Raw genomic sequence first — 13,827 nt, forward strand, 5'->3', positions numbered from 1 at the left:
CGCCGCACTCGGGCAGGGACGCCCGGCTGGACGACTCGTCCGGCGGTGCGGTCCGGCCCTCCCACGAGGCAGGATCCGTGCAACCGATCGGGCGGGTCGGCCGGTACGTGCAGTGGTCACCGGCGAGGAACACCTGCGGACCCCATCGGTGGCGGTCCGGCAGGGTCCGCACGAGGAGAAGGTTCGGTGATGCATGCGGGACGGCAGGCAGGGGCGGCGGACCGTCGCCATGGTCGGTGCTGACGCCGGTGACGGCGCGGACGGCGGTCCGGGCATCCCGGTGATGCCCGTCTCGGTGCTGGACCGGCAGCCGCCCCGCGATCCGGTCGACCTGGGCTCCGGTGCCGACGTGCCCGCTCACCTGCTCGCCGTGGACGCCTGCCTGCGCCGTGTCCGGGACGAACTGGATGCGCTGTGGGCCGAGGCCGAGGCACCGGACCGTGCGCTGGACGCCATGCTGGACGGGGCGCTGGACGGGGCGCTCGACGGGGCTCCGGACCGGCGGACCGTGCCGACGACACCGCGCGTCGACGTGCTCGGCGCCGAGGACCTGCCGCGGCTGCTCGGTGACCTGCTCGACGGGGGTGGCAAGCGGTTCCGTCCCATCATGTGCCACCTCGGCTGGGTCGCCGCCGGTGGCGCGGTCCGCGGCGACGGCCGGGACGAGACGGTCCGGGTCAGCGCGGCGCTGGAGCTGCTGCACGCCTTCGTGCTCGTGCACGACGACGTGATGGACGAGTCGGCCACCCGCCGGGGCCGGCCCACCGCGCACGAGCGGGCCGCCGGGCTGCACGTCACCGCCGGTGCGGTCGGCGGCGCCCAGCGGTTCGGCGAGAGCATCGCGGTCCTGGTCGGCGACCTGGCCCACGCGGAGGCCGACGCCCTGGTCGCCTCGCTGCCGGCCGGGATGCGCCGGATCTGGCGCCAGCTGGTCATCGAGCTGGTGGCCGGGCAGCGTCGCGACCTGGTGGGCACCGCGGCCAACCGGCGGGACCTGGACTTCGCCGGAGCCGTGGCCCGGATGAAGAGCGGCCGGTACACCGTGCAGCGGCCACTGCAGCTCGGGGCGGTCGCGGCCGGCGGTGGACCCGAGGTGGTCGTACCGCTGCTGCGGTACGGGGAGGCCATCGGCGAGGCGTTCGCGCTGCGCGACGACCTGCTGGGCATCGACGGCGACCCGGTCGCCACGGGCAAGCCGTCCGGGGACGACCTGATCACCGGCAAGCCCACGACCATCCTGGCCCTGGCGGAGGCGCGGCTGCGCGGCGCCGAGGCCCGGCGCGCCCTGGCCGCGGCGGGCACCCCCGCGTTCGACGACGAGGCGCTGATCACGCTGCGCGCCGCCCTGATGGAGCAGGGGGTGGTGGGCGCGGTGGAGGACATGATCGACGCGCACGTCCGCCGCGCGCTCACTGCGCTGCAGGACCGGGCGCTGCATCCCGACGGTGTCGGTCCGCTGCAGGACATGGCCGTCCGCGTCGCCTGGCGTGACCGATGAGCCGGGTCGTGGTCGTCGGTGGCGGGTTGGCTGGTCTCTCAGCGGCCTGCCGGCTGCTCGGCGCCGGGCACCAGGTCACCGTGGTCGAGCGTGAGCCGGTCCCCGGCGGCCGGGCGGGGGTGCTGCACCGCGACGGCTTCACCTTCGACCCCGGCCCGTCCGTGCTGACCATGCGGGACCTGATCGCCGACGCGCTGCGCGCGGTCGGCACCGAGCTCGACGACGTGTTGCCGATGCGGCGGCTCGACCCCGCCTACCGGGCGAGCTTCGCCGACGGCAGCACCATCCGGGTCCGGGCCGGCCGGGACGCGATGCGTGCCGAGATCGCCGAGACCTGCGGCAGTGTCGACGCCGCTGCGTTCGACGACTTCGTCGAGTGGCTGCGCCGGCTGTACCGGGTGGAGATGCCGCACTTCATCGACCGGAACTTCGACTCGCCGCTGGGTCTGCTGTCCGACCCGGTCGCCGCGGCCCGGCTGGTGCGGCTGGGCGGGTTCGGCCGGCTCGGCCCGGCGGTGCGCCGGTTCTTCCGGGACCCCCGGTTGCACAAGCTGTTCAGCTTCCAGGCGCTCTACGCCGGACTGTCGCCGGAGTCGGCGCTGGCCCTCTACGCGGTGATCACCTACATGGACAGCGTCGAGGGGGTCTGGTACCCCGAGGGCGGGATGCACGCGGTCCCGCTCGCGCTCGCCGCCGCGATCGAGAAGGCGGGTGGGGAGCTCAGTCTCGGCTCGTCGGTCGAGGAGGTGCTGCGCCGGGGCGACGGCCGGGTGGCCGGGGTCGCGCTGGCCGGCGGGCAGCGGATCGCGGCCGATGCCGTGGTCTGCACGCTCGACCTGCCGGTGGCCTACCGCCGGCTGCTGCCGGACCTGCCGGCGCCGCGGCGGCTGCGCACCGCGCGGTACTCGCCGTCCGCGGTGGTCTGGCACGTCGGGGCCAAGGGTCGGCCGGGGCCCGAGATCGGCCACCACAACATTCATTTCGGCGACGAGTGGGCCGGCGCCTTCCGAGCGCTGCTCGAGGAGAAGACGCTGATGCCGGATCCGTCCCGGTTGGTGACGGTGCCGTCGGTGTCGGACGACTCGGTGGCTCCGCCCGGATCCACCGCCATGTTCGTGCTGGAACCGGTGCCCAACCTGTCGGCCGACCTGGACTGGCGGCGCGAGGCCGGCCCGATGCGGGACCGGTTGCACGTCTTCCTGCAGCAGCACGGGTACCCGTCGGAGGTGGTGGCCGAGGAGCTGGTCACCCCGGCCGACTGGGAGACGCAGGGCATGGAGGCCGGGACGCCGTTCGCGCTGGCCCACACGTTCGCCCAGACCGGCCCGTTCCGGCCGGCCAACCACGACCGGCGGGTGCCGGGCATGTTCTTCGCGGGCTCGGCCACCGTGCCCGGGGTGGGGGTCCCGATGGTGCTCATCTCCGGCAAGCTTGCCGCGGAGCGGGTCGACGCGTACCTGGGGGCGGCGTGAGCACCTCGCCGTCGTCAGCGGCGGAGGTGCGGGATCCGGTGCTGCAGGAGGGCTACCGGCGCTGTGCCGAGCTGACCCGGGAGTACGGCACCACCTACTTCTGGGGAGCGGCGCTGCTGCCGCGGTCCCGGCGGCGGCACGTGTACGCGGTGTACGCGCTGTGCCGGCTGGCCGACGACATCGTCGACGTGCCGGACGACGCGGACCGCGACGTGGCCGAGCTGACCTCACGGCTGGCCGCGTTCGCCGGCTCGTTCCGCACCGCGTTGGCCGACGGCGGCAGCGACGACCCGGTGCTGGCCGCGGTGGCGCAGACGGTGCGCGCGGTCGAGATCGAGCCCGAGTGCTTCGACCGGTTCTTCGGGGCCATGGCCATGGACCTGACCACGACCAGCTACCGCACCTGGGACGACCTGCTCGGCTACATGGAGGGCTCGGCCGCCGTCATCGGCGAGATGATGCTGCCGGTGCTCGATCCGATCGCCCCGGCCGCCCGGCAGCCCGCCCGCTCCCTCGGGCTGGCCTTCCAGCTCACGAACTTCCTGCGGGACGTCGGCGAGGACCTGGGGTACGGCCGGGTGTACGTGCCGCAGGAGGACCTGGAGCGGTTCGGTGCCGATCCGGCGGAGCGGCGGGTGACGCCCGAATGGCGGGCGCTGATGGCGTTCGAGGTGGCCCGCAACCGCCAGCTGTACCGCGCCGCGGATGCCGGGATCCCCTTGCTGCCACCGCGTTCGGCGCGCTGCGTGGCAACCGCCCGGGTGCTGTACGCGCGGATCCTGGATCTCATCGAGCAGGCCGACGGGGACGTGTTCGGCGAACGACTGCGGGTGCCGACGTGGCGCAAGGCCGGGATGGCGGCGCGGATCTTCGTCGGTGGGCCGTCCGGGGCTCAGGCGCGCCCCGGACCGGCGGTGGCCGGCCCGGCAGGTGTCGATCGGGAGGTGGCGTGAGATGACCATCCAGCTGCGGGGCTCCAGGGCGGTTGCGTCGAGACCGGATGCCGCCCCGGCTCCGGGACTGCTGCACCGGCTGGCCGGCACCGGCAAGGACGGGCGGCCGCGCATCCCGATCGCTCGACTGCCGCAGCCGTCCGTGGACATGATGGCGCCGACCTGGCGGCAGGCCGATCCGCAGCGCATCGCCTCCGCGCTGGAGCGGTCGCTGGCCCGCAACGCCGGCGGCTGGTTCGTGGTGGGGGCCAGTGAGGAGATCCCGGCCGAGGAGTCGGTGACCCGCACGGTGGACGGCCGCGAGATCGTGCTGTGGCGGGACGCGGCCGGCAACCTGGTCGCCGGCCCGGGCGCCTGCCCGCACCTGGGTGCGCTGCTGGAGCAGTGTGCGGTGGTGGACGGAACGTTGCTGTGCCGGTGGCACGGACTGCCGCTGCGACCCGGCACCCCGGACACCGATCCGTCGGCGACTGCCCGCAAGGGCTGGAACAGCTACCGGGCGCTCGACGACGGGGTGCTGGCCTGGGTGCGGCTGCCGGTGGAGGGCGAGACGCCCACCGACGCGCCGACGCTGCCGCCGAGACCGCCGGTGGAGGGTCATCTGCCGGCCGTCATGGCGGTGACCGGCGTGTGCGAGCCGCAGGACGTGATCGCCAACCGGCTGGACCCGTGGCACGGCGCCTGGTTCCACCCCTACTCGTTCAGCCACCTCACGGTGGACGACGACGCCAGCGACGACGACGTGCTCACCGTGGACGTCACGTTCCGGCTGTCCAGGACGTGGGGCGTGTCGGTGCGGGCCCAGTTCTTCACCCCGGACTCGAGGACCATCGTCATGCTCATCGTCGACGGTGAGGGCGAAGGCAGCGTGGTGGAGACGCACGCCACGCCGATCGGACCGGACGAGCAGGGCCAGCCCCGCACGGTGATCACCGAGGCGACCATCGCGTACTCGCCGCGCAACGGCTTCGCGCTGGCCCGCCGGGTGGCGCCGCTGCTGCAGCCGTTCATGCGCAGGACCGCGGCCCGGCTGTGGGTGGACGACCTCGTCTACGCCGAGCGGCGGTACGAACTGCGGGCCAAGGGCGAGTTCCCCGGCTGACCCCGTCGGAGACAACGGGTCTCAGGCCGCCCAGTCGCCCAGTGCACCCTCCAGGGCGCCGAGCGCGGCGGCGATGAGCGGCTCCCGGTCGTCGGCCGGGCAGCCCAGACCCGCCCAGTGCAGGCAGGCGGCGTCGAGCAGGCCGAACCAGCCCTCCAGGGCGAACACGTGCCGCCGGGTCGTCGACGAGGCGAGGAGGTCGCGCAGTCGGTCGACGTCCGCGCGGCGCGCCTCCCGGCGGACGGCGGCGGCCGGTTCCGGGTCGCGGTGCGAGGCCAGCATCGAGGCGGCGAAGGCCTGCGGGTGGGCGGCCACCATGTCGAGCACCACCACGACCAGCGCCCGGACCCGGTCCCGGACGGGGACCCCGTCCGGCAGTGCGGTCAGGGCGTCCTGTTGGCGGGTGTGGATCTCGGCGATGGTGCGACGCACCAGGGCGGCGTAGAGCTCGCCCTTGGTCGGGAAGTACCGGTACAGCAGGGCTTCCGAGCCGCCGGCGGCCCGGGCCACCTCGGCCAGCGCCACCTGTTCGTAGGGCTGGTCGCGGAACGCGACCTCGGCCGCGGCCAGGATGGCGGCCCGGCGTTGGTCCGGATCCAGCCGTCGGCGGGGCGCCCGGTCGACTCGGCTCACCTCGACAGGCTACCGCCCACTGAGCTAGCCTCAGTTGCGTTGATGAGTCGCACTCAGTAGGGAGATCCGGTGTCCTGGACCGACCACGTCATCTGGTGGCACGTCTATCCGCTCGGGTTCACCGGGGCACCGATCCGGCCCGACGGTCCGGTGGAGCCGGCGCCACGGTTGCGGCGCCTGCTGCCCTGGCTCGACCACGCGCTCGAGCTGGGTGCGTCCGGACTGGCGCTGGGGCCGGTCTTCGCGTCGCAGACCCACGGCTACGACACGGTCGACCACTTCCGCATCGATCCCCGGCTCGGCGACGACGCCGACTTCGACGAGCTGATCGCGCAGTGCCGGGCGCGCGGCCTGCGGGTGCTGCTGGACGGGGTGTTCAACCACGTCGGGGCGGAGCATCCGCTGGTGCGGCGCGCGCTGGCCGAGGGGCCGGACGGGGAGGTGGCCGACTGGTTCCGCATCGACTGGTCGGCCCCCGACGGACCCCGACCGGCGGTCTTCGAGGGTCACGGCTCCCTGGTCGCGCTGAACCACGAGACTCCCGCGGTGCGAGACCATGTCGGCGACGTACTGCGGCACTGGCTGGACCGCGGCGCCGACGGCTGGCGGCTGGACGCGGCCTACGCGGTGGACCCGGCGTTCTGGGCGGCGGTGCTGCCCGGGGTGCGCGACCAGCATCCCGACGCCTGGTTCGTCGGGGAGGTGATCCACGGCGACCACGCCGACATCGTGCGGTCCTCCGGGCTGGACTCGGTGACCCAGTACGAGCTGTGGAAGGCGATCTGGAGCAGCCTGGCCGACCGCAACTGCTTCGAGCTCGACTGGACGCTGCGGCGACACGGTGAGCTGCTGACGGTCTTCCGGCCGGCCACCTTCGTGGGCAACCACGACGTGACCCGGATCGCCACCACGGTCGGCCCGGATGCCGCGGTGCTCGCCGCGGTGGTGCTGCTGACCGTGGGCGGGATCCCGTCGATCTACGCCGGCGACGAGCATGCGTTCACCGGGACGAAGGAGGACCGCCTCGGTGGCGACGACGCGGTCCGGCCGGAGTTCCCGGAGGCTCCGGACCAGCTCGCCGAGTGGGGGGCGGGGACGTTCCGCGCCCATCAACAGTTGATCGGGATCCGCCGCCGGCACCCGTGGCTGGTCGACGCCCGGACCGAGACCGTGGAGCTGACCAACACCCGGTACGTCTACCGGGCCCACGCCTCGGACGACACAGCAGGTGACGCCTGGCTGCAGGTCGAGCTGGACGTGACCGGGACGCCCGCCGCGGTCGTCCGGGATCCCGGCGGGACGGAGCTGTTCGCGACGGGATGACGATCAGCTCGGCGCGGACGGATCACCGTCCGCACCGGAGGCGTCGTCCGGTCCGTCGGCGGGGGCGCCGTCCAGCGCGATGATCCGCCGGGCGTCCTGGCGGCCGTCGGCGAAGTCGGCCTCGGGGTCGTCCAGCAGTCGCCGGGTGGCCGCGGCGTGCGTCCGGACCGCGTCGACTGGACTCTGCGCGGCGGTCGCGACCGGTGCCCGCGCGACGTCCCCGAGCGCGGCCAGCGCCCGGCTGAGACTGCGCCGGACGTCCCGGCTGCCCCGACCGAGCTGCCCGACCAGTCGCTCGGCGAGCTCGGTGCGCGCCTGCTCCGGCGCCAGGACCACCGCGGTCCGCCAGGCGGCCCGGGCCACCTCGTCGTCCGGATCCTGCAGCAGGGCCGGCGTGATGGCCGGCCACGCGACCGGATCCCCGATCTTGGACAGGGTGTGCAGCGCCTGGCTGCGCGCCTGGGCACGGTCCCGGTCGAGCTGCCGCACCAGCCGGGGCACCGTCAGCGTCGCGGGCTGGCGGGTCAGCGCCCAGGTCAGCATGTCCCGGACGAAGAAGTCGGGCTCGACGGCGCACTGCTCGACGAGCAGGTCGATCTGCGCCGGGTCGGGGCGCGATCCGGCGGCGAGCGCCGCCTGCAGCCGGGTCGATGCCTGCGGCGCGGCCAGCGCCTGCTGCAGCGAGGTGGTGTCCACACCGATCACCGCCGGCTCAGGGCGCGGCGGACCGGGCCGACACCGGGGATCCGGCCGGCCATCGGCACCGTCCACAGGTCGTGACCGGCCACGCCCCAGCCGGACAGCAACTCGTTCGCGGCCGAGAACCCCGTGACGGTGGCCCGTTCCATGAGGGCGACGGGCAGGTCGCAGCGGACCCAGTCCCCGGCCAGCAGCACCCGCGGATCCGGAGTGGTCACCCCCGGCCGAGCGGCCCACGGGCCGGTGCCGACCAGCGGGCAGTCGTCCTGGACCAGCCACTCGTCAGCCACCGTTCCGGCGTCTGTGGTCTCCGGGTACACGCGGGCGAGCTCGGCGCGCAGGCGTTCCCGCAGCTGCGCGCCGACGGCCGGGTCGGCCGCGTCCGCGGGGGCGGCGTAGGCGTGCAGCTCGACCACCGACCCGCCGTGGGCGGCGGCCCAGCGGGCGGCGCCGGTCTCGAACCGCTCGAGCACGGTCACGTTGTCCAGTGGCCCGAACCCGCTGGTGCCCAGGAACGCCGGCCGCTCCGGCGCGACCGGCCGGTCCAGCCACAGCCGCCACACCGCGAACGGTGGCGCGTTCCGGGTGGCGGCCACGCCGGCCCGCCACTCGGCGGTGCCGATGGTGGGGCTCGCTCCGACGATCGACCGGGTCGCGGCCGGGTCGGCGGCCAGCACCACCGCGTCGGCGGGCAGCGCACCGTCGTCCAGCCACACGGTGAGCGGCCCGGACCCGGGGGCGTCGGTGGCGGCGTCGGTGGTGTCGAGCTCCTCCACCCGGCGGCCGGTCCGCACGTCCACCCCGAGCCGCTCCAGGTGGTCGCGCAGCGGCGCGAAGCACGCGGTGTCGTAGTCGTCGTCGGGCACGTCGAACAGCAGGCCCTCGGCCGATCCGACGAAGTAGGTGTGGAACATGGCCACCAGCTCGCCGGCCGAGAAGTCGGCCGGATGGGCGAAGAAGCTGCGGGCGAACACCTCCAGCGCCAGGTGCCGGGCCCGCTCGGGGAAGCGCAGCCGGTCCAGGAACGCGGCGGCGCTCTCCCCGTCGTACTGCGAGAAGGTCTGCGGGAAGCGGACGTCGAGCAGTTCCAACGCGGCGGCGATGTCCACCCGGGTCAGGTCGACGGCGCGGAAACTGGGGCTGCGGGCCACGAACGCGGCCAGGTTCAGCGGCGGGGTGGGTGGGATGGTCGCGAACGAGTCGGTGTGACTGCCGGCCAGCACCAGCGGGTAGTCCGGCACCGGCACCAGGTGCGCCAGCGTCGGATCGAACCGGCGGAGCAGGGCCCGCAGGTTGTAGTACTGCCGGAAGAACGCGTGGAACCCGCGGCTCATGCTCCGCCCGTCCCCGACCGGCCACGCGCGCACCCGCCCGCCCAGTTGCGGATGCGGCTCGATCAGGGTCACCCGCACACCCCGCTCGGCCAGCCCGACGGCCGCGGCGATCCCGGCCAGCCCGCCGCCGGCCACCACGACGTGCGGGGTCTCGCCGGTGCTGCGGTGTTTGATGCGGGCGCTGCCGGGACGGCCGGGATGCCGGACGGCGCGCCGGTCCCGGCCGGGCCGCCAGCGGTCGGCGCTCATCAGCGGTCTCCTCCGGGCAGGGTCGGCGGTCGGCAGTCCGGTCGAGTCTGCCGTATCGGGCCGACCGACCCGATCACGCCTCGGTGCGGATGCCCCGAGGCGGCCGCAGCGCGAGCACGACCAGCACCGCGGCGGCCGTGGTGACCAGCGCCCCGAGGCCGGCCGTGACGACCACGCCACTGTCGAAGGCGTGCCGGGCCGAGTCGAGCAGTTGCGCGGCCTGGCCCGCGGGCAGGCCGGCGGCGACGCCGGTGGCACCACCGAGGGTCTCGGTCGCGGCGTGCGCCTGCTCGGGGGTCAGGCCGGCCGGCACCTGCAGGTGCGACCGGTAGGACGCGGTCAGGATGCTGCCCAGCACGGCGGTGCCGAGGACAGCGCCCAGCTCGTAGGCGGTCTCGTTGATCGCCGCGGCGGCGCCGGCCTTGTCGGTCGGCGCCGCGGTGAGCACGGCGTCGTTCGACAGGGTCTCGGCCGCACCGATCCCGGCGGACAGCAGCACGAAGGCGGCGGCCAGGGCGGCGGCGGTCGGGTCGTCGGCGACCAGCACGACCAGGCCGTAACCGGCCGCGCTGAGCAGGAAGCCACCGGCCATGGCGTACCGGACCGGTACGCGACGGACCAGCGGCACGATGGCCAGGCCGGCCAGCACGCTGGCCACCGCCCCGGGCAGCAACGCGACCGCGGCCTGCAGCGGGCTCTGACCGAGCACCAGTTGCAGGTGCTGCGAGACGAAGAACAGGAACCCGACCACCGCGAAGATGCTCAGCAGGTTGGCGGTGACCGCGCCGCTGAAGGTGCCGGATCGGAACAGGGTCAGGTCGAGCATCGGCAGCGGTCGGCGCAGCTGGCGACGCACGAAGGCGATGCCGGACAGCACGGCCAGGCCGAGCGAGGCCAGCGCCACGTCGGTGACGCCGGACTCGGCGACCGTCTTGATCGCGAACACCAGCGGCGCCAGCGCGGCCAGGCTCAGCACGATGCTGACCGGGTCGACCGGACCCGGGTGCGGGTCCCGCGACTCGGGCACCACGAACGGCGCGACGAGCAGGAACAGCAGCAGTACCGGCACGCCGGCCAGGAAGATCGAGCCCCAGGAGCAGTGCTCGAGCAGCACGCCGCCGACGACCGGCCCGATGGCCGCGCCGGTGGCGAAGGTGGCGGACCAGACCGCGATGGCCAGCCGGTGCTGGTGCGGGTCGGTGAAGATGGCGCGCAGCAGCGACATCGTGCTGGGCATCAACATCGCGCCGAAGAAGCCGAGCGCGGCGCGGACGGCGATGAGCGCGGTGGCGTTCGGGGAGAACGCGGCGACCGCGGAGACGACCAGGAAGCCGGTCGAGCCGATGAACAGCAGCCGGCGCCGGCCGACCCGGTCTGCGGTGCTGCCCATGGCGACCAGCAGGCCGGCCAGCACCAACGGGTAGATGTCGACGATCCAGAGCAGCGCGGTGCCGTCGGGGCGGAGCTGCTCGGTGATCGACGGCAGCGCGAAGGTCAGCACCGTGTTGTCGATGGAGACCAGCAGCACCGGCAGCATCAGGGCGGCCAGGGCCAGCCAGCCACGCCATCCGGCGCGGGCCGACGACTCGGTGCCGGGGGTGGGTGCCTGCGCCGGACGGGCGACGCGGGACGGGGACGACATGACGCACTTCCTTGCTCACGGCGATCAGCTGCGTCGTTACTGTACCAACTGGTTGGTGTAGTAACGAGGGTGTGATCGGTCACCGCAGTGAGCCGGGGCCGGTCGTCCCGGTCGTCTCAGCCGATCGCGGCGCGCCGGGCGTCCCGGGGCGGCACGCCGACGTGGCGCTTGAACGCAGGCGATCTCGGCGGGGACGGTGGCACCGACGCGGTGGCCAGGCCCGGCTGCCTCGACCCGCGGTGGCAGCGCTGGCGGTGACGCTGGCGGTCACGCTGACGGTGCTGGTGACGGGTCGGGGATCAGCCTGGTGGTCGGGTCGACCACGGCGGACGGAGGCGCTGTGTGACCTGGCGGCGGCGCCCAGCCGGCGCAGTGACCAGAGGCACGGGATGGATCGGTGGCGATCGCCGCAGGTGGCGAGGGGTGCGGCGGTAGCGTTGCCGTCATGCCCCCTGCACCGGTCGCCCGCGCCAAGGTGCTCGACGCGTTCGAGCAGCTGTTGATCGACAAGGGTGAGCGGGCGGCGACCATGGAGGCGATCGCCGCCCAGGCCGGGGTGTCCAAGGGCGGGTTGATCTACCACTTCGGTTCGCGGGACGCGTTGCTCGAGGGCCTGGAGCAGCGGTTGCGGGAACGGTCGACCGACTACCTGGCGGCGATGCGCGCGGCGCCCGAGGGGCCGGTGGCCTTCTTCCTGCGGACGTCGGCGGTGGCCGATTCGCCGTACGACCACACCCTGGTCGCTGCGGCTCGGCTGCGGTCGCACCCGCGCATCGCCGAGGCGTCGATGTGGGTGCAGCGCGGCTGGTTCGACGCCCTGCTCGCCGAGGTGGGCGACGCGGACCTGGCCCGGACGATCATGCTGATCGGCGACGGCCTCTACTACAACGTCGCCTCGGTCAGCGCGCTGCCGTTCCCGGACTTCGGCGCGGGCACCATCGACGGCGTCATCCGGCTGATGGACCAGCTGCGGAAGACGGTGCGCGGCTGACGGTCCCGGCCCTCCGGGCGGCCGGTCAGAACGGCGGCCGGTCATCGGCCGGGTCCTCGGGGCCGGTGGCGTCGGTGGGGGTGTCCGGGGCCGGTAGCGACTCCTCGACCGCGGCGTCGCCCGGGTGGTTGATGGCGTCGATCAGGAGCAGGTCGACGAGGCCCTGTTCCAGGTCGCTGATGTCGATCGAGTGGTCCACCTCCGGCACCGGTCGCGCGTGGGCGGGCCGCTCCAGCACCTGGACCCGGGTGGCCGATCCGGTGCGGACGTCGACGGTGATCTCGGCGGGCACGCCAGCGAGAGCCGCTGTCGTGAGCCACGGGTCGGGCACGGTCGCGGGCCGGGGTCGGCTGGTGTGGTGGTGTCCGGTGGGGCTGGTCCAGTGCAGGGTCAGCTGGTCGGGCTCCGGGTGCACGCGCCAATCGGTGTGGTGCTTGGTCAGGTGATGGCGGCGGCACAGGGGATGCAGGTTCTCGAGACTCGTCGGGCCGCCTCGGTCGGGCTGCTCCTGGTCGTAGCGGTCGCGGTGATCGAGGTCGCAGCGCCAGGCGGGTTGCCGGCACGACGGGAAGGTGCAGGTCGGTCGCAGGGCGGTGGTGCGGTCGCGCAGATCCTGCCGAGGTCGGTACTGCAACTCGCCGGCGGCGACCGCGGCGCCGGTGGCAGGGTCGGTGGCCAGGGCGGTGATGGTCGCGGCGGACGCCGCGATGGCCCGGGCCAGGCCGGCCGGGATGGGGCCGAACCCGGCGAGCAGCGCGGGGAGGTCGTCGGCGCCCGCGAGGGTGGTGGCGGCGATGGTGACGGTGAGGTGGGGACGGCGACCCTGGCGAGTTCCGGTCTGTCCCGGTGCTGCTGACGGCTGAGAGTGTGTGCCCTCGGCGGGGATGCCCGCCGAGGACGCACTGGCCGGATGGTCTTCTGGGTGCCCGGTTGGGTCGGGCAGGGGATGGCCGAGCCAGGCGCGCAGGTCGAGGTGGCCGTGCGTCAGTAGCCGGTCGGCCAGGTCGGCCAGGGCGTCGACGCGGCGGGTGGCGATGCCGCGCCGGTCGCCGGGCAGGGCGGTGGTCTGGGTGGCGATGAGGTCGCAGATCTGGGCGATCTTGATGCCGGCGTCGGCGGGCAGGTAGGCGCGTAGGTTGGCCATGGCGTCGGGTGCGGTGCTCAGCGCCAGTGAGCGTTGCTCGGCCGCCGCCTCGTGGCGCTCCTGCGCGGACTTCGGGTCGGCGATGATCACGGCGGTGGCGACCTGGTCGCGGAACTCGCTGCGGGTCGCCTCATGCGCGGTCGGCAGCACCAACTGCTGCACCGTGCCTGCCGCCAGACCGGTGAGGGTGGCGGTGTGCTCGTGCACGATGCGGGCCTTGGCTGCGTCGATCCGGCCGGACTCGAGCGCGGCGAGCGTGGGCGCGAGCCGGCCGGTGAAGTCCTGCGCGGTGGCGACCTGGATACCGGCGGTGACGGTGGGGATGCCGAGCGCCGCGGCGACCGCCGAGCCGGCCAGCGATGCGGCGGCCAGCGGCACGTGCTGGGCGACCTGCTCGTCGCTGTCGGACAGCGTGTGCTTGCGGGCGAGCCGGGCGGCGAGCCGCATCGGATCGCCGGCGGAGAACGGCACCGCGAGGGCCGCCAGCAGCTGCATCCGTCGGGCGGCCAGCAACGACTGCGCTCGGTCCACCGCGATGAGCGCATCGACCATCTCCCCGCCGGACAGGCCGCCGATCACCACCGGATCGAGCGCGGCCAGTGCGATGAGGCTGTCGGTGCCGGGTGGTGCACTGGCCTGATCGGCCCAGCAGGCCGGGCTCGGCGCAGCGTCAGGTGCTGTCGTGCTGTTGTCGCCCATGACCACCCGCCTCAGTTGTAGATGTGTTCGATTCTACGACTGGACCAGGACTCTGGCAAGGCCTGTGGACAACTTGAGGGCATGGGGA

At 74.2% G+C, this 13,827-nt stretch carries 11 protein-coding genes; 6 read left to right on the forward strand and 5 right to left on the reverse strand.

Going from position 1 to position 13,827, the window contains the following annotated elements; all coding sequences use genetic code 11:
* The first annotated feature begins 193 nt into the window (after positions 1–193).
* Genes JL106_RS11850 through JL106_RS11865 form a run of 4 tightly spaced genes read left to right on the forward strand, consistent with a single transcriptional unit; the run spans position 194 to position 5,025 of the window.
* Complete coding sequence (locus tag JL106_RS11850) at positions 194–1,498, forward strand: polyprenyl synthetase family protein (RefSeq protein WP_205260929.1); 1,305 nt, start codon at positions 194–196, stop codon at positions 1,496–1,498.
* Positions 1,495–2,970, forward strand: a complete 1,476-nt coding sequence (locus tag JL106_RS11855) for a phytoene desaturase family protein (RefSeq protein ID WP_205260930.1) — start codon at positions 1,495–1,497, stop codon at positions 2,968–2,970. Before JL106_RS11850 ends, JL106_RS11855 begins: the two co-directional genes overlap by 4 nt.
* Positions 2,967–3,923 carry a phytoene/squalene synthase family protein gene (locus JL106_RS11860; protein ID WP_205260931.1) on the forward strand — a complete coding sequence of 319 codons (957 nt, stop codon included), beginning with the start codon at positions 2,967–2,969 and terminating at the stop codon, positions 3,921–3,923. The genes JL106_RS11855 and JL106_RS11860 overlap by 4 nt, the downstream gene beginning before the upstream one ends.
* Position 3,924: 1 nt before the next feature.
* Positions 3,925–5,025, forward strand: a complete 1,101-nt coding sequence (locus JL106_RS11865) for a DUF5914 domain-containing protein (protein WP_205260932.1) — start codon at positions 3,925–3,927, stop codon at positions 5,023–5,025.
* A gap of 21 nt (positions 5,026–5,046) precedes the next feature.
* On the opposite strand, the gene JL106_RS11870 is transcribed toward JL106_RS11865, so the two are convergent.
* Positions 5,047–5,658 (reverse strand): TetR/AcrR family transcriptional regulator, encoded by a 612-nt coding sequence (locus JL106_RS11870; protein ID WP_205260933.1) that lies wholly within the window; start codon positions 5,656–5,658, stop codon positions 5,047–5,049.
* Between the two features lie 69 nt (positions 5,659–5,727).
* On the opposite strand from JL106_RS11870, the gene JL106_RS11875 reads away from it, so the two are divergent.
* Positions 5,728–6,981 (forward strand): alpha-amylase family protein, encoded by a 1,254-nt coding sequence (locus JL106_RS11875; RefSeq protein ID WP_205260934.1) that lies wholly within the window; start codon positions 5,728–5,730, stop codon positions 6,979–6,981.
* A gap of 3 nt (positions 6,982–6,984) precedes the next feature.
* On the opposite strand, the gene JL106_RS11880 is transcribed toward JL106_RS11875, so the two are convergent.
* The 3 genes from JL106_RS11880 to JL106_RS11890 all read right to left on the reverse strand — a co-directional run bounded on the left by JL106_RS11880 (position 6,985) and on the right by JL106_RS11890 (position 10,905).
* Positions 6,985–7,677: a HEAT repeat domain-containing protein gene (locus JL106_RS11880; protein WP_236007503.1), complete on the reverse strand. Its 693-nt coding sequence runs from the start codon at positions 7,675–7,677 to the stop codon at positions 6,985–6,987.
* 5 nt (positions 7,678–7,682) lie between these two features.
* Positions 7,683–9,263, reverse strand: a complete 1,581-nt coding sequence (locus JL106_RS11885; RefSeq protein WP_205260936.1) for an FAD-dependent oxidoreductase — start codon at positions 9,261–9,263, stop codon at positions 7,683–7,685.
* Positions 9,264–9,336: 73 nt separating this feature from the next.
* A complete protein-coding gene (locus tag JL106_RS11890) occupies positions 9,337–10,905 on the reverse strand; it encodes an MFS transporter (RefSeq protein WP_205260937.1) in 1,569 nt (522 codons plus the stop codon).
* Between the two features lie 445 nt (positions 10,906–11,350).
* Here JL106_RS11890 and JL106_RS11895 point away from each other — a divergent pair, with 445 nt between their 5' ends.
* Complete coding sequence (locus tag JL106_RS11895; protein ID WP_205260938.1) at positions 11,351–11,896, forward strand: TetR/AcrR family transcriptional regulator; 546 nt, start codon at positions 11,351–11,353, stop codon at positions 11,894–11,896.
* Positions 11,897–11,921: 25 nt separating this feature from the next.
* Here the strand turns inward: JL106_RS11895 and JL106_RS11900 are convergent, their stop codons facing one another.
* Complete coding sequence (locus JL106_RS11900) at positions 11,922–13,739, reverse strand: HNH endonuclease signature motif containing protein (protein WP_205260939.1); 1,818 nt, start codon at positions 13,737–13,739, stop codon at positions 11,922–11,924.
* Positions 13,740–13,827 lie beyond the last annotated feature (88 nt).

Origin of the sequence: Nakamurella leprariae, assembly GCF_016918035.1 — a bacterium.
In the GTDB taxonomy this organism is placed as follows: domain Bacteria; phylum Actinomycetota; class Actinomycetes; order Mycobacteriales; family Nakamurellaceae; genus Nakamurella; species Nakamurella leprariae.